Genomic DNA, 20,286 nt, shown 5'->3' on the forward strand with positions numbered 1-20,286 from the left:
GTGAGCGCCACGATCCTCGACGGCAAGGCCACCAGGAACACGATCTTCGCGGAGTTGCGGCAGCGGGTCGACGCGCTGCGCGCTCGCGGGGTGACACCGGGGCTCGCGACGGTCCTCGTCGGCGATGACCCCGGGTCGCACGCGTACGTCCGGGGCAAGCACCGGGACTGCGCGAAGGTGGGGATCGAGTCGATCCGCGTCGACCTCCCGGCCACGGCGAGCCAGGGCGAGGTCGAGGCGGCCGTCGACGAGCTGAACGCCGACCCGGCCTGCACGGGGTACCTCGTGCAGCTGCCGTTGCCGGGGCGGCTGGATGCCGGGACGGTGTTGGAGCGCATCGACCCCGCCAAGGACGCCGACGGCCTGCAGCCGGTCAACCTCGGCCGGTTGGTGCTCGGCGAGCCGGGGCCGCTGCCGTGCACCCCCCGGGGCATCGTCGAGTTGTTGCGCCGCTACGACGTGCCGCTCGCCGGGGCGAACGTGGCCGTGGTCGGCCGAGGGGTCACGGTCGGGCGCCCGCTGGGGCTGCTGTTGACCCGCCGCTCGGAGAACGCCACGGTCACCCTCTGCCACACCGGAACCCGGGACCTGGACGCGGAGCTGCGGCGCGCCGACGTGGTCGTGGCCGCCGCCGGCGTTCCCGGGCTGGTCCGGCCGGACAGCATCAAGCCGGGGGCGGCGGTCCTCGACGTCGGCATCACCCGCACGGCCGAGGGCCTGGTGGGTGACGTCGCGCCGGAGACGCGGGAGACCGCCGGGTACCTGGCGCCGATGCCGGGCGGGGTCGGTCCGATGACCAGGGCCATGCTGTTGCTGAACGTGGTGGAGGCCGCCGAGCGGGCGGCGGACCGCGCGTGAGCGGTCGCCCCAAGGGGCGGGCGACGGCGCCCCAGTTCTCCTTCCTGCTGGTGATCGCCGTGGTGGTGCTCGGCTTCGTCCGGGTGTTCATGGGGCACTGGCGGGAGGGGTCCGTGCTCTTGGGCGGCGCGCTCCTGCTGGCCGCCGGGCTGCGGGTCCTGTTGGCCGACGAGCAGGCCGGCCTGTTGAAGATCCGGGGTCGCGGGGTGGACGTGCTGCTCTACGGCCTGTTGGGCGGCATGGTGGTGCTGGTCGCCCTGACCATCGAGGGTGGCCCGCTGGGCTGACGCGGGAGCGCGGACCTCGACCCGCCCCGCCCCGCCGCGCCCCGCCCAGCCCCGCCCCGCCGCGCCGCGCCCCGCGGACCCTTCCACCGGGAGACGCCGAGCCCGGCATGGCCGGCCTCGCAGCCCATCCTCAGGTGCCCCGCTCCTGGTCGGCCACCAACACGATCTTCCCGTGCACGCCGCCCCGGCTCAGGATCCGCAACGCGTCGGCCGCCCGCGACATCGGGTGCCGGGAGTGGACCACCGGCGTGAGGGTGCCCGCCGCGAGCAGACCGAGCACGGTGCCCAGGTCCTCGCGGAACCTCCGCCCGGGACGCACGTAGTAGAGGGAGACCCGGCGCCGCCGGGTGAGCCGTGGTTCGCCGAGCGTGTTCCACCACAGCAACCCGCCGAGCATCCGCAGGTAGGGGCGCAGGGGCCCGCCCTCGTCGCGCAGCGTCGCCGCCGACCCGTAGCTGACGACCCGTCCGCCCGGCGCGAGCAGGGCGCGTGACCGGGCGACGCTCCGGGGCCCGAGGTGGTCGAACACGGCGTGGTAGCCGTGCGGTGCGTGGCGGCGGAGCCGTTCGGTGAGGTCGGGGGAGCGGTAGTCGACGGGAACGACGCCCTCGGCTCGGAGCGCTTCCTGGTTCGCCTCCGACGCGGTGCCCACGACCGTCGCGCCCGCCTGCCGGCACAGTTGGGCGAGCAGACCGCCCACGCCGCCGGTCGCCCCGTGCACGAGCACCGTCTGGCCCGGACCCACCGGTGCGCTCCGATGCGCCAGCTGCCAGGCGGTCACGCCGTTGGTCACCAGGGCGACGGCGTCTCCCGAGTCCACCCCGGCGGGAACCGGGACGACCTCGGAGGCCGGGAGCACCACCTCGTCCGCCCAGGCCCCGGTGCGGGGCATGGCCGCGACCCTGTCGCCCGGCGCGAGGCCGGCGACCTCCGGCCCCACGGCGGTGATCCGGCCGACCAGGTCGTAACCGGGCACGAAGGGGAAGCGGGGTTGCATCGGGTAGCGGCCGCGCAGCATCTGCACTTCGGCGAAGGCGACTCCGCTCGCCTCCACCCGGATGCGCACCTCGCCCGTGCCGGGCCCGGGCACCTCCCGCTCGCGGGCGACCAGACGTTCCGGGCCGCCGAGCCCGCTCAGTTCCATCTGCCTGACCATGCTGCCTCACATTAGCTATTGCTTGTTACGTTCGTTAGAACCTGTAACCAAAGAATGCGCCAGTTACCCTGGGGCTGTCAAGCGCGGGTCGCCGCGCCCGTCATCGGCAGTAGTGAGGAGACCCGTCGTGCCCGAGGCCGCGAGCCCGTCGTCCCGACGCCCGCCCCGTGCCCGCTACCGGGAACTGACCCTGCGGGAGATCAAGGACCTGGCGTGGGAGCAGGTCGCGGAGGGCGGCGGAGCGGCGCTCTCGCTGAACTCGATCGCCCGCCGGATGGGCCTGACAGGCCCCGCCCTGTACCGGTACTTCGCCAACCGCGACGCCCTGCTGACCGAGCTGGTGCGCGAGGGCTACCGGGGGCTGGCCGAGGCCGTCGACGCGGCCGTGCCCGGGGCGGGCGAGGCCGACCCCGAACTCCGCCTGCGCGCCTTCGTCCACGCGCTCTGGACGTGGAGCGCGGAGATGCCGCACCGGTACCTGCTCCTGTTCGGGACGCCGGTGCCCGGGTACGCGGCCCCCGAGGACACCTTCGAGCAGGCGTTCCGCCCGATGGCCGTGCTGTTCGACGTCCTGGCGGAGCTCCCGCCCGGCCCGGCCGAGACGAGGGCGGTCAGCGGCGGACCGCTCCGGGACCAGCTCGCCGGCTGGGTGGACGCCCGCGGGGGCGAGCCCCTCCCGCCGGAGGTGGCCCTGCGGGCGGTCCGGTGCTGGGCACGACTCCACGGCCTCATCAGCCTCGCGCTGGTCGGGCAGTTCACCGCCACCGGAGTGGACCCCGAGGAGGTGCTGCGGGTGGAACTCGACGCCCTGCTCGCCGGCCACTGAGGACTCGGTGGCACCCTCGTGCGCCAGCGGCACTCCGGCGGCGCGGAGGTCGGACGAGGCGTTCCCCCGTGCGGCGGTGGACCCCCACTCCCGGTGGAGACCCTGCTCACCACCGGGGGTTCCGCCGCCCGCCGGCTTGGTAATCTCCCAGCGCGCCGGCCCCTGCCGGCGCGCGGTCCCGGTGCCGTGGCCGTCGCCGAACAGGTGATTCCGGGTTGGCTCACGACGAACGTGACGTCGCCGTGCCCGCCCAGCGTCGCGCCCGGGGAACCCACCCAAGACGCGGATCGGGAGGACCCCCCAAGTGGCACGTTCCGGTAAGGTCGCCGTCGTCGGCGCCGGCTTCTACGGCTCCACCACGGCCCAGCGGTTGGCCGAGTACGACATCTTCGAGACCGTGGTGCTCACCGACATCCTGGAAGGCAAGCCCGAGGGGCTCGCCCTGGACATGAACCAGTCCCGGGCCGTCGAGGGTTTCGAGACCAGGGTCGTCGGGCAGACCACCGGCCCCAAGGGCGAGGGCTACGAGGCCATCGCCGGCGCCGAGATCGTGATCATCACGGCCGGTCTTCCCCGCAAGCCGGGCATGAACCGGATGGACCTCATCGAGACCAACGCCAAGATCGTCCGGCAGGTCTCGGAGAACGTCGCCAAGCACGCGCCCGAGGCCGTCGTCATCGTCGTCTCCAACCCGTTGGACGAGATGACCGCCCTCGCCCAGATCGCCACCGAGTTCCCGAAGAACCGGGTGCTCGGCCAGGCCGGCATCCTCGACACCGCGCGGTTCACGAACTTCGTGGCCGAGGAGCTGGACGTGCCGGTGGGTTCCGTGACCACCCTGACGCTGGGCTCGCACGGCGACACCATGGTGCCGGTGCCCTCCGCGTCCTCGGTCGACGGGACGCCCCTGACCGAGGCGCTGCCGGCCGAGAAGGTGGAGGAACTGGTCACCCGCACCCGCAACGGTGGCGCGGAGGTGGTCGCGCTGCTCAAGACCGGGTCCGCCTACTACGCTCCCTCGGCCGCCGCCGCCCGGATGGCCAAGGCGGTGCACGAGGACTCCGGTGAGGTCCTGCCGGTGTGCGCGTGGGTCGACGGTGAGTACGGGATCTCCGGCGTCTACCTGGGCGTGACCGCCGAGCTGGGCAGGGAGGGCGTGCGCAAGGTGGTCGAGCGCGACCTCACCGACACCGAGCTCGCCGCGCTGAAGGAGGCCGCCGAGGCCGTCCGCGCGAAGCAGGCCGACGTCCAGAGCCTCTGAACACGCTCTCGGGGTCGCTCGATCGGCCCCGAGCGGGGAAGGTCGGCGTCGTCCTCCTGGGGGCGACGCCGACGTGCTCGGTGCCGCCGTGGCCACGGCCCGCCAGCCGGCGAAGACCGCGGCCCGGGTCAGCCGTGCTCGGGCATGGGGGGCTCGACGAGGCAGTCCGCCCCCGGGAACATCAGGGCCTCGCTCCCGTCGGGGAACCGGACCAGGTAGGGCGGTTCGCCCTCCGGGCCGCGCACCTCGACGATCTCGCCGGTGCGGTCCTGCTGGCCCACGGTCCTGCTGTGCATGTGCAGCCGGTCGCCTACATCCGCTCGCATCGCTGGTCACCTCCGCCATCCAGGCTACGGAAGTGACCGGCGCGACGCAGGCCGGTGGCGAGGGGATCGGGACGACCACCCCTCGCCAGGCCGCGAACCACCGACCGAACCACGGTGGGCACGGGTCAGAGACAGGCGTCCCGCAGCACCTGGACCTGGTTCTCGACGGTCTCGACGGTGTCCGACCCCACGCCGTTCTCCGCCAGGTTGGCCGCCGAGTCGCTCATCTCCCGCAGCGCGTTGGCCACGTCCTCGTCGGTGGTCTCGGCCGCCAGGGTCGCCAGCTCCTCGGCGCGCTCCCGTGCCTGCTGAGCGGTCTCCTCCGGATTCGAGACCGCGTTGCCGACCGACTCGAAGAAACCGACGATGCCCAGCGCCTCGGCGCAGGTGGTCGCCTTGTTGATCTGCTGTTGGCCCTGCTCCAGTTGTTCACGCCCCTGGTCGATGGCGTTGCTCAGCTCCTGTTGGGCTTCCTGGACCTCTCCGCAGCCCACCAGCAGCGCGCCGAGCGCCAGGGCGCTCACGCCCACGCCCACCGCGCGCCGGGCCCTGCCGGCCGACGACCTCACGCTCAACCTCATGTGCGTTTCCTCCGCCCTCGGTTCGGGCCGGACTCGCGGCCCGTAGCGCACGTTACCGAGGGTGACGCGAAGTTGTCGTGGGCTCCGGCCGGCAGGACCGCCCTGGGCAGCGGGTTCGGCTGTCAGCTGAACCGGACGTCCGAGCAGGCGTAGAAGGCGTTCCCGGTGTCAGCGATGTCCCACACCGCCAGGATGACGTGGTGACCGCTCTTGTTCGGCAGGGTTCCGCTGTGCGCGAAGACCGACGGCGGCCGCTGGCCGCCGTAGTCGAGGCTGAGGAACGGCGCCGGCTCCAGCTGGGCCCGGCTCAGCGGCTGGTTCGGGTTCCAGCCGTCGCGCGTCACGAAGTACCGCCACGAGCTGGTGGCGTGCGAGACGCTGATCTGCCACCGGAACTCGTGGTTCGCTCCGCTGGTGAGCGGGGTCGTCGGCCACCCCGCCCCTCGTGGGTCGTCGAGCTGGGAGAACCGGCCGTTGCCGCCGGCGCAGATGGTGCCGTCCGCCGGGCCCGAGGCGGGGAACCCCTTCGGACCCTCAACGCTTTGGGGCTCCCACTGGATCTCGCCGCAGCCGGTGACGGCGCCGGACGCACAGTGGTCCTGGCGGCTGGCGGGGTTCTGGGTCCAGCCATGGCCCTGCGCGGTTCCGGCGAACGCGGTGACGCCGAGGAGGGGGAGAAGACCAAGCAGTGCCGCTCCGGCCGCACGCCGGATTCGTTGAGTGAACATGTGGTGAGCACTCCCTTCGACAGGTGCTGGCATTCCGCACGCTACGGAGGAAAATTCCCCACCAACAGATCCGATCCGAGGAAAGATTGCGCTGTTCGGGTGGTCGTCGCTGGTGTCTCCCCGTATTGGGAAAAAGGGTGGCGGAACACTTCCGGTCGCGCTCGGCCGGTTGTTCGTCGCGGCCTCAAACGAAGGGTTCGTCGAACGGATCGACGAACTGGTGGGACGGAAATGTGCCCGCCACCAGCACCGATGGTCGAGCGGTGCCGCTAGCGGTTCAGGATCCCCAACTCGGCGAGCCACGGGGCCGCCCCCGTTCGGTAGAGGACGATGGCCGAGAGAATGGTCGCGGCGACCGTGAGCAGTGGCAGTACGACGACCATTTCCACCTTGCTCCCGGTGCTCATTCGGAAGGCCTTGGGTAACCGGACCGGATACCAGGTCTTCCATTTGATGGGCACCGGCCAGAACATCGAACAGCCCTGCTGGGTGATCGCGTCCCCCAGGTAGTGCGCCGTGCAGCCCAGGATCACCGCGACGCCGAACACCGCCGGGTTGTGCGGTTCGGTGCCGGCCCAGGCCCAGCAGAGCACGGTCAGCACCAACGAGGCCACCGTGATCAGGGTGGCGTCCCGGCGGGGGCACCACTGGTGCATGATCCCCCGGATCGCCAACCCGGCGAAGACGAACATCAGGACGGCGAGGGCCCCGCCGTCGCTGGCCTGGACGACGGCCGTCGTCACGACCCCCATCAGCAGGGCGAACACGAGGGTGTGGGTCAGCCCCCGGTGGCCGCCGTCCCGGTTGGAGTCCTTCTTCGTCTTGGTGACCTTGTAGACCCAGCCGCTGATGGTGTTCACGGCGGCCGAGACGCCCCTGCTGGCCGAGCCGAAGGTGCGGGCCACCGTCGAGTTGGGGTGGTCGATGTCGGGGAGGAGCGCGGCTCCCGAGGCCAGGGTGGCCCCGACCACCCAGGTCTTCGGGGACAGCTGGCCTATGCTGTGCGTGTTGGCCAGGGCCGTCACCGCTGCCCAGGTGGCCAGCCCGCTGATGGCGTGTGTCGGCCCCGTCGCCATGTGCCCTCCCGAAGATCACCCGATCTTGGGAGGTTAGAGGGTCCGCGAGACACGCCCGGCACGGGTCGTCGGCACCGGGTGTCGTCGACGTGGAGCGGGCGGCGAGCCGTCAGACCGAACCGTGATTCGTGGACGACGCCCTGTCCAGCACCGCACGTATACCAGTACGCTTGTACCGCTTGGACGGTACGCGGTGACACGGGAGAGGAGCGCTCCGGCGCCATGAGCAGCAAGATCAAGGTAGAGGGCAAGGTCGTCGAGCTCGACGGCGACGAGATGACCAGGATCATCTGGCAGTTCATCAAGGACAAGCTCGTCCACCCCTACCTGGACGTCGACCTTGAGTACTACGACCTGGGCATCGAGAGCCGGGACGCCACCGACGACCAGATCACGGTCGACGCGGCCAACGCGATCAACAAGCACGGGGTGGGCGTCAAGTGCGCCACCATCACGCCGGACGAGGCGCGGGTCGAGGAGTTCGGCCTGAAGAAGATGTGGCGGAGCCCGAACGGCACCATCCGCAACATCCTCGGTGGCGTCGTCTTCCGCGAGCCGATCATCATCTCGAACATCCCCCGGCTGGTGCCGGGCTGGACGCAGCCGATCATCATCGGCCGGCACGCCCACGGCGACCAGTACAAGGCCAGTGACTTCAAGGTCCCCGGCCCGGGCACCGTCACCATCACCTACACCCCGGAGGGTGAGGGCGAGCCGATCGAGCTGGAGGTCGCGAACTTCCCGGAGGGCGGCGGCGTCGCCCTCGGCATGTACAACTACCGGAAGTCGATCGAGGACTTCGCTCGCGCGTCCTTCTCCTACGGCCTGCAGCGCGGCTACCCGGTCTACATGTCGACCAAGAACACCATCCTCAAGGCCTACGACGGCATGTTCAAGGACGTGTTCGCCGAGATCTTCGAGAAGGAGTTCAAGGCCGAGTTCGACGCCAAGGGCCTCACCTACGAGCACCGCCTCATCGACGACATGGTGGCCGCCGCCATGAAGTGGGAGGGCGGCTACGTGTGGGCCTGCAAGAACTACGACGGTGACGTGCAGTCCGACACGGTGGCGCAGGGCTTCGGCTCCCTCGGTCTGATGACCTCCGTGCTGATGAGCCCCGACGGGCGCACCGTCGAGGCCGAGGCCGCCCACGGCACGGTGACCCGGCACTACCGGCAGCACCAGCAGGGCAAGCCCACCTCCACGAACCCGATCGCCTCGATCTTCGCCTGGACCCGGGGCCTGGCCCACCGGGGCAAGCTGGACAACACCCCCGAGGTCGTCGGCTTCGCGCAGACGCTGGAGAAGGTCGTCATCGAGACCGTCGAGAGCGGCAAGATGACCAAGGACCTCGCCCTCCTGGTCGGCGGCGACACGCCGTTCCAGACCACCGAGGAGTTCCTGGCGACCCTGGACGAGAACCTGGCCAGGAAGGTCGCCGCCTGACCGAGGGCACGACGCCCCCTCCGGCACGGCACCCGAGTCGGCCCCCGAACCCCCACGGGTTCGGGGGCCGACGGCGTTCCCGCTCCTCCAGGACGGCCACGCACGCCGCGCCCGCCCCCGCGCACCCGCCCGGCGTCCGAGCCGTGGACCCCCGAACGAGTGGATTCGGCGGGAGTGGGTCGGTAGTGGCCGCCGAGGTGACCCAACCTGGAACCGCGGTTCTCTGACGGGCGACCTGGTGGATCGGGGGATGGTCGAGGTGGTGTCGAAGCGGGTGTGGGCTCTGGTGGGAGCGACGGTCCTCGGGGTCGGTGTCATCGTCATGGACCAGAGCGGGGACGGGGCGGCCCACCAGGAACGCCGGCTGCGGCCCCTGTTCGGCAGCCCCTGCGAGTACGAGGTGGTGGCCGGTCACTCCCCGGTCCGAGCGGGGCCGGCGCACGACGAGCCCACCATCGGTGGCCTCGACCGGGGAGTGGTGACCGGCACCCAGGAGACGGTGGAGAACGGCTTCCGCAAGCTGGGCAACGGCCGGTGGATCGACGACGGAGACCTGCGGCACGTCTCCGGGGAGCTGTGCCGCTGACCCCCGCGCCGGTCACCCCACTGGTGCCGGCCGCGCGCCCGGGTGTGACATACCCCCTGGTCGGGGGCCCTCCGCCCGGCGACCTACCGTGGCGTCCGATCGGTGTTCAGCGACGTCCTCGACTCGCGACCGGACGCGCGCACAGCGCTACGGCACGGCCCGGCCGCCGAACCGCACGGACGAGCGCCACCAGTTCGCGGCCGCGCCGCGTGCGCCGCCGGTCCCCGCTCGACGACGGCAGCCGCGGGTGACGGTCACGGGTTGACGCGCTGGTTCGGCTCGACGCACGGTCGAGGCGGATGCTGGCCGGTGAGCGAGCGGATCGCTCGGGCCCAGCACGCGGACAGAGGGCCGGGCGCACCGGCGGGCGACGGAGCCACCTCCGCGTCCTGGAGGGTTCGTCGCGACCTCGGGCTCCGGCCGATCAGAGGCCGAGTGACCACCGGAGCTGGCTGTCCGGCGCGTCGAGCCACACGTCGTGCGTGCCATCCTGTTGAACCGTGAGCCCGTACCGGTCCGAGGTCGGCTTGCCAGCGTCGAGCCACCAGGAGTACGCCGCGTCCACTTCGTCCCACAGTCGGCGGGGGCCACGCTGCCGGACCTCGAACGCGTCGGCACCACGCACCATCGCTACCCGTGCCCACGACCGAGAACCCGCGTCGTGGAACTCGATCATCCGGTGGTCGTCGTCCAGGTCTTCCACGGTGAGATAGCAACTCGGCACCCGGAGCCCGATCGTGAGGGCCGCACGAGGGAACGCGGTCACCTCGAACAGTTCACGTCCGCCGAGTGTGGTCACGCTCCTGTCCGCCTCGCGTGCCTCGTCATCGGTGGGGTCGAGGTAGACCCGTCGCTGGTGGCGAACACGCATGAACGCCAGGCTCACACCCAACCGGCCGGCCGCCGAGCCGTCCTCGTGGACTTCCAGCCGGGTCAGCGCGTCATCCCCGTAGTCGGTACCCCACGGGCTCACGATCACGCCGCCTGGCCGTGTCTGGTCGATCCACGATCGAGGGATCCTCCGGACCGAAGCCGTGCAGATCACGCGGTCGTACGGGGCACCGGGTGGGTACCCCTCGGTGCCGTCCGCCGTCGCCACGACGGGGCGATGGCCAGCACGAGTCAGCGCACGGCGTGCGGTGTCGGCGAGGACAGGGTCCACCTCGACCGACACCACGTGCCCGCCCTTCCCGACGCGCTCGGACAGCAGAGCGGCGTTCCAGCCGGTACCGGTCCCGATCTCCAGGACCCGGTGGCCCTCGCGCACGTCGAGATGGTCGAGCATGGCGGCGACCAGCGACGGTTGACTGCACGAGCTGGACGGCTGGAGACCGACCTCGCCGGGCCGCGTCTGACCGTCATCTACCTGAGTGACAACCGGTTCGTCCTGCTCGACCAGAGCACGCCAGCGGGTTTCGTCGTCCTCGCGGGTCACCGAGGTGAAGCCGTCCGAGGTGGGGTCCTCGACCCACACCACGGCCGGGATGAACCGCTCACGTGGCACGGGCAACCGTTCGCGCCATTCGGTCACGGTCACCTACTCCTTGTCGTCGCCGTCGTGCTTGTTGCCGTCATCCTTCTCCCCCCAGTTCTCCCACTTGTCCGGCTGCGGTTCGCCCTGTCCATCTCGGTCCGCGTCGCGTTTGCCCATCTCGGCTCCTCCTGTCGCTGAATGATCGCCGCTTCAGACTGCCGGAACGCGGTATCGCCGTGGAAGACATCAGGCCGGAGCGAGTTATGCGACAACGCGACTACGCGAGAACGCGACTATGCGAGAACACGACTATGCGAGAACACGACTGGAACCTTGCCCAGATCGACGCCGTGAGCGGCCTCGACGCGCCGAACACCAGCCGGCTGGAGGCAGGGCACCGACGGAGACCTGCGGCACGTCTCCGGGGAGCTGTGCCGCTGACCCCCGCGCCGGTCACCCCACTGGTGCCGGCCGCGCGCCCGGGTGTGACATACCCCCTGGTTGGGGGCCCTCCGCCCGCCTCGGGTGGCTTGTAGTCTCGCGGAGTGCTGACGGTATCCACGGTCAACGTCAACGGTCTCCGCGCCGCCGCCAAGAAGGGCTACCAGGAGTGGCTGGCCACGACCTCGGCGGACGTGATCTGCCTCCAGGAGGTGCGGGCGAACCCGGAGGACCTGCCGGCGGCGATCCGCACACCCGAGGGCTGGCACACCGTGCACGCCGAGTCCGACCAGAAGGGGCGGGCCGGTGTGTCACTGCTCAGCCGCCAGGCACCGGAGGCGGTGCGCGTCGGCTTCGGTGACAGCGAGTTCGACCGGTCGGGCCGTTACGTGGAGATCGAGTTCCCCGGTCTCGTCGTCGCCAGTCTCTACCTGCCCAGCGGTGAGGTGGGCACCCCTCGGCAGGACGAGAAGGAACGGTTCATGGAGTCCTTCTACGCCTACCTGGTGGAGCGGCGGGAGAAGAGTGAGGCCAGTGGTCAGGAGGTGCTGGTGTGCGGTGACTGGAACATCGCGCACCAGGAGATCGACCTGAAGAACTGGAAGGCCAACCGGAAGGCGGCGGGGTTCCTCCCCGAGGAGCGGGCCTGGCTCGGCCGGGTGTTCGACGAGGCCGGGTACGTGGACGTCCACCGGCGGTCGCACCCGGAGGGGCCCGGCCCGTACACCTGGTGGTCCTACCGGGGGCGGGCCTTCGACAACGACTCCGGGTGGCGCATCGACTACCAGGTGGCCACCCCGGGCCTCGCGGAGCGGGCCACCTCCGCCGTCGTGGAGCGGGCGGCCAGCCACGTCGAACGCTGGAGCGACCACGCCCCCGTCACCATCACCTACGACTGGTCGGTCGACTGACGGGCATCCCGCGCGGGTACGGCCTGGCCGTACCCGCCGTTGGTCGGGACGGGCCGCCGTCGACCTCCCCCACACCGGTCCCGCCGGCTCGACGAGCCCTCGGTCACCGCAGGAGCAGGACCACGAGCGAGGCCACCGCGAAGCCGAGGAACAGGGCGGGGAAGGCGATGTTGTGGAGGACACGGGCGCGGACGTGGGCCACGATCGCGCCCAGGTAGAACAGCACCAGCCCGGTGGCAGCCGCCACCCCGAGCCACCCCAGGCCGAGGAGGCCGAGGACCAGGCCGAGCGCGCCTGCGGCCTTCAGGGTCGCCAGGGCCGGCAGCCACCGCTCCGGGACCCCGACCTCCGCCGAGTTCGCGAGGACGAACCGGGCACGAGCGAAGTCGGCGACGGCGATCCCCAGGTTGAGCGCGACCGTGATCGCGACGACCAGCACGCCCAGCGCCGCCGTCACCTCCCCACCTCGGTCCGCCCCGCGACCCGGTAGAGGCCCGGCGTGGCGGTGGCGATCCTCGACACCTGACGCGCGTACGCGGCGGCGTCCGGGTCGTTCTGGGTCGCGGCGGCGTCCTCGGCGGCTCGCCAGCTCGTGTGGTTGATCACCCGTCGGCCGTCGACGCTGGCGTAGAGCACCGTCGAGAGGAACCCGGGACGATGCCGGATCACCTGCTCCACGGCCTCGGTGAGCAGCGCCACCAGTTCCTCCTGCCGCTCGGGTTCGACCTCCAGGACGTTGACGAACGTCACGGTGTCCTCGGACATGTCCCTGCCCCTTCCCGGGTCCCGGCCGGTCCGGTACCCACCACCCCGGGATGACGAGGCGGGGGCGCCGATCGTCAGGGCCGGGCACGGTTCGCCTGGAGGGCCTGACACTGGTGGCCCCCGTCTCGTCAGGGGAGAGTGGGGAAGGCGCTGTGGCGGGAACGGGAGGTGAGCGGTGTGCCGGGCGACGAACGAGGGCCGCTGATGGCCGCCGCGTACCGCATGCTCGGGTCGGTCTCCGACGCGGAGGACGCGGTCCAGGAGGCCTACGCGCGTTGGTACGCCCTCGACGACGACCGCCGCCGCGAGGTCCGGGTCCCGGCCGCGTGGCTGATGACCACCGTGAGCCGGATCTGCCTGGACACGTTGCGGTCGGCCAGGGTGCGGCGGGAGCGGGCGGTCGGTGAGTGGCTTCCCGAGCCGGTGCCGGGGAGCCCGGCCTGGACCAGCTGCGGCGCGAACGGTGTCCCGGACGACCCGGCCGAGAAGGCGGCGCTCGTGGGGTCGCTCGACCTGGCCGTGCTCGTGGTCATGGAGACGATGAGCCCGGCCGAGCGGGTGGCCTTCGTCCTCCACGACGTCTTCTCCTACCGGTACGAGGAGATCTCCCCGGTGTTGGGCCGCACGCCCCACGCCTGCCGCCAGTTGGCCTTCGAGGCCCGTCGCAAGGCACGGGCGGCCCGCCCGGGGCACGCCGACCTCGGCGGGCGGGTGCCGGTGGAGGCGCGCACCGCCTTCCGCCGCGCCTGGGAGGCGGGTGATCTCACCGCCCTCGTCCGCCAGCTCGCCCCCGAGGTGCGGGCGGTCGTCGACGGTGGCGGTCTCGTCAGCGCACCGGCCGAGCCGGTGCGCGGGGCGTGGGAGGTCGCCGGCACCTTGCTCGCGGTTCGCGGTCGTCAACCCGACCTGGTGATCGACGAGGGGGAGGTCAACGGGAGCCCCGGTCTGGTCACGCGGGACGCCGACGGCACGGTGCTCGCGGTCGTCGCACTCGGAGTGGCGGCCGGAGTCGTCCACCGGGTGTGGGTGGTGCGCGACCCGAGGAAACTGCTCCGTTGGAATGGCGTCGGTGCGGGGAGCGGTGCCTGAACCGGCCCCGGGGAAGGGCCGACCCCGGGGCGGGTCGGCCGGCCGTCCTCACCGCCGGATGGCCGTCCGCCGTCGGGCCGGTCGGGGCGCGGCGCCGCTCACCCGCGGTCGCCCTCCCGGGTAGGTCGAGGGCTCACAGCAGGCCGCTGGCCAGCAGGAAGATCGCCGTGCCGTGCGCGAGCACGGCGGGGGTGAGCCCCCGGCGGAGCCGCAGGTACGCGCAGATCAGCCCCTCCAGGAGGGTGAAGACCAGCAGCGGCCACCCGACGTCGGTGACGGTCGAGGCGAGGAAGGCGTGGCAGGTGGCGAAGAGGACGCCGGAGAGCACCGCCGACCGCGTGGGGCTGAAGGTCCGCTCGAGTCGCCCCTGGAGGAAGCCCCGGAACAGCACCTCCTCGGCGAGGTTGCCGGCGAGGGCCAGGAAGAGCAGCGCGGGGAGGAGCGTGGCGGCTACCTGGCCGCCGCGCTCCTCCAGGGGCCACGCGAGGGAGAGCAGCAGGACGGGCGCGGCGGCCAGCACCCCACCACCGAGTCCCAGGGCCACGGTGCTGGGGCGGAGGTCGCCCCAGCGGACCAGCGAGCGGAGGTCGGGTGCCCAGCGCAGGACGGACCCGGTGATGAGCAGCGTCGACGCGCCGAACACCAGCAGGACCGCGGCGTCGTCGGTGAACCGGAGCCAGGGGACGGTGCCACCGACGACGCCGAAGGTCCAGAAACCGGCCGGGGTCATGGCGTCCCGGATGAGTACGAAGCCGAGGATGAGCAGCACGATCCGCAGCAGCGGGTCACGGTCGCCCCGGGTCAGCCAGAAGCACAGGACCACCAGCAGCAGGCCGGGACCGATCCGCGCGCCGTAACCCAGGAATTCGAGCAGCACGACGAAGTTCTCCTCAGAAATGGTGTGAAAGCGCCGGTCAGGGCGCTGGAAGCCAAGAATATGAGCTATGCTCAGGTTTTGGTACTCGCATTGGAGGAGCCGTGTACGCAGCCCGGAAACGGCCTCGCCAGCAGCGGTCGCGGCACACGGTCGAGGTGATCCTCGAAGCCGCCGCTCAGCTTTTCCAACGGAACGGGTTCAACGCGACCAGCACGAACCACGTCGCGGACCGGGCGGGTGTCTCGATCGGCTCCGTCTACCAGTACTTCCCCAACAAGGACGCCCTGCTGGTCGCCCTGGCCGAGAGACACCTCGACGCCGCGCTACGCGGGTTGGGGAGCGTCTTCGACGAGATCAGGAGGGCGGACCTGGGCCTGGAGGCCGCCCTTCGCGTGTTGGTCGGCGCGGTGGCCTCGGCGCACCGGGACCGCCCCGAGCTGCACCAGTTGCTCTTCGACCAGGCTCCGCGCGTTCCCGAGCTGGTGGCACGGCTCCGGGACGGCGAGCGCCACCTCGCGGCGCTGCTCGCCGCCGAGCTGCGGCGGATGGGACGCGGTGGCCCCGACGCCGAGGTCAACGCCCTCCTCGCGGTCCAGGGGATCGAGGCGCAGCTGCACGGCGCCTACCTCCACCCACCCGCCGGCGTCGACAGGGAGGCCGTCGTCGAGGCGGTCACGGTCCTGTGGTGCCGGGCACTGGGTGAACCGCTGGTGCCCGATCACGCCGCCGGAGGGCACGAACACCTCGAACGCCGCCACGCCCCGGGCGCGGATCACCAGGTGTGATCAACTCGGTGGTGCGCGTGACGCCCCGCTCGCCTAGGCTTCGGGGCTCACCCGGCGGTGGGAGGTTCAGCGCATGTCCGAGATCGACGTGGATCGACCCAACCCCGCTCGGATCTACGACTACCTGCTCGGTGGATCGCACAGCTTCGCCGTCGACCGGCGGTTCGCCGAGGAGATGGTGCGGGTCGACCCGATCGTCCGCCCGGCGGCCCGGGCCAACCGCGAGTTCCTCCGCCGCGCGGTGCGCGCGGTCCAGGGGTTGGGGATCAGGCAGTTCCTCGACCTGGGGGCGGGGCTCCCGACGATGGGCAACGTGCACGAGATCGCGCAACGGGAGGACCCGGGCGCCCGGGTGTTGTACGTCGACAACGACCCGGTGGCCGTGGCGCACTCCCGCAACATCATCGAACGCGAGCACATCTCCCACGTCAGCGCCGAACAGGCCGACGCGCGCGACGTCGACGCCGTGCTCGACCTCGCCAGGCGGGACCTCGACCTGAGCCAGCCCGTGGCGGTCCTCATGGTGGCCCTGCTGCACTTCGTGCCGGACGATGACCACCCGGTCGACCTGGTGGAGCGCTACCGCGACGCGGTGGTCCCCGGTTCGGCCCTGGCGCTCACCCACGTCACCAGGGACGGTCAGGGCGAGCACGTCACGGAGGTCTACGAGGCGTACCGGTCCCGCGCCACCTCCCGGCTGGTCGACCGGTCCCGTGACCAGGTGGCGGAGTTGCTGGCGGGCTGGGAACCGCTCGACCCGGGCATCAGCTGGGCGCCGTCGTGGCGGCCTGACGGACCCGCCGGTCCGTTCGCGGGTGAGCCCTCCGCCAGCGGCATCTACGCGGCCGTCGGAGTGCGCCCCGCGTAGCGCTCGGCGGGCCGGGCCTGGTGTCGCGACGACGAGGACGTGACCGAAGGTCATCGGAGATTGCCGTCGAGGGTCACCCGTTCACGCCGAATGCCGTCCCTTCCGGGGAAGTGCGTCAGGTGACGGATACTCGCACGGATCCTTCAACAGAGTGAATTAGTCCCTCGGGTTGGTGAAATCAACCGCCGAACGGGTGGCGTATGGTCGCTGCTCCGAATCGCACTGTGCGTCGGAACAGGTCCACTTCTGGAGGAAGACCGTGCGACAGCCATCCCGAATCGTGGGTGTCTCCCTCGCCGCCGCGCTGGTCGTGGCGGGCTGCGGCGGAGCGGAGGAGGACACCGAGTCCGCCACCGGGAACCCGGAGCCCCAGGTGAGCGCGGAGCAGCGGCCCGGGGAGCCCGAGGTCGCGGAGACCAGCGAGGAGCGGGACGCGGACGACGCCCCGGCCGCCGACGGCGAGTGGGAGTCCATCGTCGAGGACAACGTGGTGGCGACCCTGGTGGTGGACGGTGACACCGTGAACACCACCGGCCCGCTGTCCTGCCCCGGAACCCTGGACGACTCGGAGGAGGGCCTCCGGATCGTGCTCGAGTGCGAGACGCCCGACCGCCACCGTGACGCCGGCACGATCGAGATGCACCCCGACGGCGACCGACTCGTCATCCAGTGGGACGGGGAGGCCTGGGGAGGGATGATCGACAGCTTCGTGCGGATCGGCTGAGCCCGCTCGTCGGGGTCCCGCCGGTCGCGCTCGACGCGAGGGACCGGGCCTTGGCCGCCAGCGATTCGGCCTCACCCGATGCGCGGCGGCATCCCCGCGCGTCCCGGTCAGCGTGGCGGATCCCGCCGGCGCCTCCCCGCCACATCCGCGCCCTTGACCTCCACATTGGTCGAGGTCCTAGTGTCGCGATCATGCCTGGAACGAGGGAGACCGTGACGGCGACCGACAACGCCACCGACCCCGAGGGGGACACGGCGGCCATCCGCCGCATCATCGAGGAGAGCGAGACCGCCTACAACACCAACGACGCCGAACTGATGGTCGCGCACTTCGCCGAGAACGCGACCATCACCACGGCCACCGGAACCCGTGTCACGGGCCGCCAGGCGATCCTGGACCACACCCGGGCCGCGCTCACCGGGTTCCTGCGCGACCAGTACGTGCGCTACGAGGTCACCGACGTCACCTTCCCAGGGCCTGGCCTCGCCCTGGCGCACAAGTCGGCTCGCGCCGCCACCGCCGGCGGGGAACTGATCGACCGGGAACCCTCCATGGTCGCGACCTACGTCCTCGTCCGCGAGGGAGGTCGGTGGTGGGTGACGGCCCGGCTGAACACCCTCGTCGCCACCTGGGGGTAGCCGACCCCGGGCGCCGCGCACGACGAGCGCGGTGCCCGGCGCCCCTCCGCCCGAGCCCTCCCGAGGTGCGGCGTCTCGGAGAAAGGCGCGAGAGCGCTCGACATCCGCTCGCCGCGTGGCAGGATGGGCCGCGTTGACGGGAAGGGGTGCCTTCCGGTTGACGGGACCCAGCCACTAGCCTGTGTGGAGTCTTGAGCCCACCGAATGTTCGATACGGCTCTGCTTTCCGCGAACGTTCGGTAGTTCTCCGCACACTCGTCTGCCTCTCGTCCACCCTTATGGACCAGAGGGCCAGCAGGGAGGCGCAATTGTGAGCACGGCGCGTGTGGTGTCGCGGACGGCGACCGCCCTGGTCGCTGCCCTGTTATGGATGCTGGCGGGCATCACGCTGTCCGCCCAGGCGACCACGGCGGAACCGCGTGACGCGGCACCGGTCGACGCGGACGTGAACCTCGGGATGGCGTTCGGGGGCCCCGTCGGGACCATCGCGATCGGGATCGGAATCCTGGGCTTCGTGCTCGGGCTGGTCCGCCACCGGCGCAAGTCCGCCGTCGCCGGCAACCAGCCCTGACGGCCTGGGCCGTCACCTCGGCCCGCCCATCGCCGCACGTCGGATAGCCTCCCCCCGGACAGCGGGGAGGACGGCGGACGGTGGGGCGAAGAGCGAACCGGCCCGGTCGAGAGGGCGGACCGGGCGACGACGCACCAGGTGGCCGGCGGGGGCCGGGGGACCGCGACGAGCGGGAGGAACCGGCCGCCAGCGGTCGACGAGGAAGCGGTGACCAGGAGTTCGACCCGCTGGACCGGGTGTTCCGGCTCGTCGGCAGGTTCCACCGACTCCGGCGGCGGCACTACTGGCTCGATCACCTCGTGGTGGCGGCCGAACGCTACCGGGACAGCAACGGCAACCACTACGCCGCGGCGATCACCTACTACAGCGTGCTCGCCATCGTTCCTCTCCTGCTCCTCTCCTTCACCGTCGCCGGCTGGGTGCTGGCGCCGTTCCCCGCCGCGCTCAACCAGTTCGAGCGCATCCTGCTCGACGCGGTGCCAGCCGACCTGATCGGCGGTGCGTTGGAGGTCGCGGTGAACGCCGCCTCCAACCGCAGCTCAACGGTGGGTGTGCTCAGCCTCCTCGCCGCCGTCTACTCGGGTCTCGGGTGGATGAGCAACCTGCGCGACGCGTTGACCGCCCAGTGGGGGCCACTGCGCGGTGCCCGGAGGTCGTTCTGGCGTACCAAGCTGCTGGACCTGGCGGTGCTCGCGAGCCTGGGCGCCGCCGTCGTGCTCTCCTTCGCGATGGTGCTCGTCGGGCGCGACGTCGCGGTCACCGTGTTGCGGGCCTTCAACCTCCACGAGTTCGGTGCGCTGTGGCCGGTCGCGTTGGCGGTGCTGTCGGTGGCCCTGTCGATGTCCGCCACCTTCCTCGTCTTCCTGTGGGTGATCTCCCGGCTCCCCCGGAAGACGGTCGCGCTGCGGACCGCCGTGCTCGGAGCCCTGGCCGGGTCGGTCGGCATGGAGCTGCTCCGCCACGCCGTGGCGCTGTACCTGAAGGTCGTGTCCAACTCCCCGAACGCGGCGGTGTTCGGCTCGCTGTTCGGACTGCTGATCTTCTGCTACCTGATGTCGCGGTACCTGCTGTTGATCACTGCCTGGACGGCGACGGCCAGGGAGAACGCAGAGCCCGTTGCGCTGCCACCCCCAGGGCCAGCGGTGATCCGCCCCGTGGTGCGGGTCTCGCATGGTCTCGGTACCGCCGTGCTCACCGGAGTCGTCGGGGTGGCGGTGGCGGTCGCGCTGAACTGGCGACGCCGGACCGACCGCCGGTAGCGGGAGGGCGAGCGGGCACCTGCCTGGGAGCGGCGAGGCCGAGGCCCGCGCGGTCTGGTTCCGGGGCGTGTGTTCGGACGCCACCCGGTGGCCGTTGCCCTCGGGGCCACCGGGACGGTGCTGGTCGTCCGCCTGGCCTGGGTCGGTTCGGCCGCTCAGTACCACATCCCGGGTTGCCACTGGACGCACTCCGGCCGGCGGCCCGTCTGGAAGTACTCGGTGACGGCCCGGCGCACCTTCTCGATCGGTAGTGATGCCGACGGTGGGAAGAACAGCGGAACGGACGGGTCGAAGTCGACGGGTTCACCGTCGAACGGCGTGGGGTTCAGGCTGTCCCACGGGCCTGGATCGTTGGTCGGCACCGGGCCGACCCAATTGAGGGCGCCCACTCCTCGGGCGGGATCGGTAAACACCCGCAACTGCCAGTCGGGTCCACGCCCGTCGTCGCTGACTCGGTGGCTCCACACGTAGAGAAGGCTGGCCCAGGCGGGATGGGGCTCATCCACGACCAGCCGTACGAGCGCGTCCCGTTCGGCAGGAGTTGTCGCATACCGCCAGTCATTGTCGACGACGGCGCTCACGATGTTCACTTCGCTTTCCCTTCGATGACAGTTGGCCGCGTCCTGCCCGGTTCCCACACGGTCATGGAAAAACCGACCGGCGAGATCGCTGCGACAGCCTGTATACAGCCCCAATCACCGTCACGGACCTGTGGTTAATCACTACAACCGAGTGAGTGACGCCTGATTCCGC

General features: G+C 71.4%; 24 protein-coding genes. 14 read left to right on the top strand and 10 right to left on the bottom strand.

What is annotated here, in order from left to right:
* Together C1701_RS13905 and C1701_RS13910 are read left to right on the top strand one after the other, a co-directional pair.
* A complete protein-coding gene (locus C1701_RS13905; protein ID WP_026419434.1) occupies positions 1-858 on the top strand; it encodes a bifunctional methylenetetrahydrofolate dehydrogenase/methenyltetrahydrofolate cyclohydrolase in 858 nt (285 codons plus the stop codon).
* Complete coding sequence (locus C1701_RS13910) at positions 855-1,145, top strand: DUF3017 domain-containing protein (protein ID WP_016696836.1); 291 nt, start codon at positions 855-857, stop codon at positions 1,143-1,145. The genes C1701_RS13905 and C1701_RS13910 overlap by 4 nt, the downstream gene beginning before the upstream one ends.
* Before the next feature lie 130 nt (positions 1,146-1,275).
* Here C1701_RS13910 and C1701_RS13915 read toward each other — a convergent pair whose 3' ends face one another.
* Positions 1,276-2,301 (bottom strand): medium chain dehydrogenase/reductase family protein, encoded by a 1,026-nt coding sequence (locus tag C1701_RS13915; protein WP_103056005.1) that lies wholly within the window; start codon positions 2,299-2,301, stop codon positions 1,276-1,278.
* Between the two features lie 127 nt (positions 2,302-2,428).
* Here C1701_RS13915 and C1701_RS13920 point away from each other — a divergent pair, with 127 nt between their 5' ends.
* Complete coding sequence (locus C1701_RS13920; RefSeq protein ID WP_337662267.1) at positions 2,429-3,127, top strand: TetR/AcrR family transcriptional regulator; 699 nt, start codon at positions 2,429-2,431, stop codon at positions 3,125-3,127.
* A 304-nt stretch (positions 3,128-3,431) separates the two neighbouring features.
* Positions 3,432-4,388: a malate dehydrogenase gene (gene mdh / locus C1701_RS13925; RefSeq protein ID WP_026419431.1), complete on the top strand. Its 957-nt coding sequence runs from the start codon at positions 3,432-3,434 to the stop codon at positions 4,386-4,388.
* Between the two features lie 128 nt (positions 4,389-4,516).
* Here mdh and C1701_RS13930 read toward each other — a convergent pair whose 3' ends face one another.
* The 4 genes from C1701_RS13930 to C1701_RS13945 all read right to left on the bottom strand — a co-directional run bounded on the left by C1701_RS13930 (position 4,517) and on the right by C1701_RS13945 (position 7,099).
* Positions 4,517-4,714: a DUF1918 domain-containing protein gene (locus C1701_RS13930; RefSeq protein WP_026419430.1), complete on the bottom strand. Its 198-nt coding sequence runs from the start codon at positions 4,712-4,714 to the stop codon at positions 4,517-4,519.
* Between the two features lie 125 nt (positions 4,715-4,839).
* Positions 4,840-5,295 carry a hypothetical protein gene (locus C1701_RS13935; protein WP_103056007.1) on the bottom strand — a complete coding sequence of 152 codons (456 nt, stop codon included), beginning with the start codon at positions 5,293-5,295 and terminating at the stop codon, positions 4,840-4,842.
* A 122-nt stretch (positions 5,296-5,417) separates the two neighbouring features.
* Positions 5,418-6,023, bottom strand: coding sequence for a lytic polysaccharide monooxygenase auxiliary activity family 9 protein (locus tag C1701_RS13940; protein WP_211237561.1), 606 nt, complete (start codon positions 6,021-6,023; stop codon positions 5,418-5,420).
* A gap of 269 nt (positions 6,024-6,292) precedes the next feature.
* Positions 6,293-7,099: a metal-dependent hydrolase gene (locus tag C1701_RS13945; RefSeq protein ID WP_026419428.1), complete on the bottom strand. Its 807-nt coding sequence runs from the start codon at positions 7,097-7,099 to the stop codon at positions 6,293-6,295.
* 222 nt (positions 7,100-7,321) lie between these two features.
* Between C1701_RS13945 and C1701_RS13950 the strand changes: the two genes are divergently transcribed.
* Complete coding sequence (locus C1701_RS13950) at positions 7,322-8,545, top strand: NADP-dependent isocitrate dehydrogenase (RefSeq protein WP_026419427.1); 1,224 nt, start codon at positions 7,322-7,324, stop codon at positions 8,543-8,545.
* Positions 8,546-8,795: 250 nt separating this feature from the next.
* Positions 8,796-9,131: a hypothetical protein gene (locus C1701_RS13955; RefSeq protein ID WP_103056008.1), complete on the top strand. Its 336-nt coding sequence runs from the start codon at positions 8,796-8,798 to the stop codon at positions 9,129-9,131.
* Between the two features lie 424 nt (positions 9,132-9,555).
* Here the strand turns inward: C1701_RS13955 and C1701_RS13960 are convergent, their stop codons facing one another.
* Positions 9,556-10,662, bottom strand: a complete 1,107-nt coding sequence (locus C1701_RS13960; protein WP_156038792.1) for a methyltransferase domain-containing protein — start codon at positions 10,660-10,662, stop codon at positions 9,556-9,558.
* 488 nt (positions 10,663-11,150) lie between these two features.
* Between C1701_RS13960 and C1701_RS13965 the strand changes: the two genes are divergently transcribed.
* Entirely contained in the window at positions 11,151-11,957 is an 807-nt protein-coding gene (locus C1701_RS13965) for an exodeoxyribonuclease III (protein ID WP_030104399.1), read from the top strand.
* A gap of 103 nt (positions 11,958-12,060) precedes the next feature.
* Here C1701_RS13965 and C1701_RS13970 read toward each other — a convergent pair whose 3' ends face one another.
* Both C1701_RS13970 and C1701_RS13975 read right to left on the bottom strand, forming a co-directional pair.
* Positions 12,061-12,414, bottom strand: a complete 354-nt coding sequence (locus C1701_RS13970) for a DoxX family protein (protein ID WP_026419423.1) — start codon at positions 12,412-12,414, stop codon at positions 12,061-12,063.
* Positions 12,411-12,722: an antibiotic biosynthesis monooxygenase gene (locus C1701_RS13975; RefSeq protein WP_026419422.1), complete on the bottom strand. Its 312-nt coding sequence runs from the start codon at positions 12,720-12,722 to the stop codon at positions 12,411-12,413. Before C1701_RS13975 ends, C1701_RS13970 begins: the two co-directional genes overlap by 4 nt.
* A gap of 168 nt (positions 12,723-12,890) precedes the next feature.
* On the opposite strand from C1701_RS13975, the gene C1701_RS13980 reads away from it, so the two are divergent.
* Positions 12,891-13,811 (top strand): sigma factor, encoded by a 921-nt coding sequence (locus C1701_RS13980; RefSeq protein WP_245588856.1) that lies wholly within the window; start codon positions 12,891-12,893, stop codon positions 13,809-13,811.
* Positions 13,812-13,944: 133 nt separating this feature from the next.
* Here the strand turns inward: C1701_RS13980 and C1701_RS13985 are convergent, their stop codons facing one another.
* Positions 13,945-14,688 (bottom strand): CPBP family intramembrane glutamic endopeptidase, encoded by a 744-nt coding sequence (locus C1701_RS13985; protein WP_026419420.1) that lies wholly within the window; start codon positions 14,686-14,688, stop codon positions 13,945-13,947.
* A 101-nt stretch (positions 14,689-14,789) separates the two neighbouring features.
* Here C1701_RS13985 and C1701_RS13990 point away from each other — a divergent pair, with 101 nt between their 5' ends.
* The 6 genes from C1701_RS13990 (at position 14,790) to C1701_RS14015 (ending at position 19,533) form a co-directional block, all read left to right on the top strand.
* Positions 14,790-15,473, top strand: coding sequence for a TetR/AcrR family transcriptional regulator (locus tag C1701_RS13990; RefSeq protein ID WP_103056009.1), 684 nt, complete (start codon positions 14,790-14,792; stop codon positions 15,471-15,473).
* 73 nt (positions 15,474-15,546) lie between these two features.
* Positions 15,547-16,341 carry an SAM-dependent methyltransferase gene (locus C1701_RS13995; RefSeq protein ID WP_026419419.1) on the top strand — a complete coding sequence of 265 codons (795 nt, stop codon included), beginning with the start codon at positions 15,547-15,549 and terminating at the stop codon, positions 16,339-16,341.
* Positions 16,342-16,600: 259 nt separating this feature from the next.
* Positions 16,601-17,065 carry a hypothetical protein gene (locus C1701_RS14000; RefSeq protein ID WP_337662268.1) on the top strand — a complete coding sequence of 155 codons (465 nt, stop codon included), beginning with the start codon at positions 16,601-16,603 and terminating at the stop codon, positions 17,063-17,065.
* Positions 17,066-17,256: 191 nt separating this feature from the next.
* Positions 17,257-17,703 (top strand): SgcJ/EcaC family oxidoreductase, encoded by a 447-nt coding sequence (locus C1701_RS14005; RefSeq protein WP_035292489.1) that lies wholly within the window; start codon positions 17,257-17,259, stop codon positions 17,701-17,703.
* Between the two features lie 310 nt (positions 17,704-18,013).
* Positions 18,014-18,274, top strand: coding sequence for a hypothetical protein (locus tag C1701_RS14010; protein WP_030104393.1), 261 nt, complete (start codon positions 18,014-18,016; stop codon positions 18,272-18,274).
* A gap of 80 nt (positions 18,275-18,354) precedes the next feature.
* Complete coding sequence (locus tag C1701_RS14015) at positions 18,355-19,533, top strand: YhjD/YihY/BrkB family envelope integrity protein (RefSeq protein WP_051314110.1); 1,179 nt, start codon at positions 18,355-18,357, stop codon at positions 19,531-19,533.
* Positions 19,534-19,688: 155 nt separating this feature from the next.
* On the opposite strand, the gene C1701_RS14020 is transcribed toward C1701_RS14015, so the two are convergent.
* The gene (locus C1701_RS14020; protein WP_337662269.1) at positions 19,689-20,123 is read right to left on the bottom strand and encodes an Imm1 family immunity protein; all 435 of its coding nucleotides are present in this window, start codon (positions 20,121-20,123) and stop codon (positions 19,689-19,691) included.
* Positions 20,124-20,286 lie beyond the last annotated feature (163 nt).

Source organism: Actinoalloteichus sp. AHMU CJ021 (genome assembly GCF_002895405.1).
Lineage (GTDB): Bacteria > Actinomycetota > Actinomycetes > Mycobacteriales > Pseudonocardiaceae > Actinoalloteichus_B > Actinoalloteichus_B caeruleus.

Coding starts and splice junctions, on each gene's coding strand:
- C1701_RS13930 (WP_026419430.1), bottom strand. CDS start 4,714: ATGCGAGCGGATGTAGGCGACCGGCTGCACATGCACAGCAGGACCGTG.
- C1701_RS13975 (WP_026419422.1), bottom strand. CDS start 12,722: ATGTCCGAGGACACCGTGACGTTCGTCAACGTCCTGGAGGTCGAACCC.
- C1701_RS14005 (WP_035292489.1), top strand. CDS start 17,257: ATGCCTGGAACGAGGGAGACCGTGACGGCGACCGACAACGCCACCGAC.
- C1701_RS13950 (WP_026419427.1), top strand. CDS start 7,322: ATGAGCAGCAAGATCAAGGTAGAGGGCAAGGTCGTCGAGCTCGACGGC.
- C1701_RS13935 (WP_103056007.1), bottom strand. CDS start 5,295: ATGAGGTTGAGCGTGAGGTCGTCGGCCGGCAGGGCCCGGCGCGCGGTG.
- C1701_RS13915 (WP_103056005.1), bottom strand. CDS start 2,301: ATGGTCAGGCAGATGGAACTGAGCGGGCTCGGCGGCCCGGAACGTCTG.
- C1701_RS13945 (WP_026419428.1), bottom strand. CDS start 7,099: ATGGCGACGGGGCCGACACACGCCATCAGCGGGCTGGCCACCTGGGCA.
- C1701_RS13995 (WP_026419419.1), top strand. CDS start 15,547: ATGTCCGAGATCGACGTGGATCGACCCAACCCCGCTCGGATCTACGAC.
- C1701_RS13940 (WP_211237561.1), bottom strand. CDS start 6,023: ATGTTCACTCAACGAATCCGGCGTGCGGCCGGAGCGGCACTGCTTGGT.
- C1701_RS13955 (WP_103056008.1), top strand. CDS start 8,796: ATGGTCGAGGTGGTGTCGAAGCGGGTGTGGGCTCTGGTGGGAGCGACG.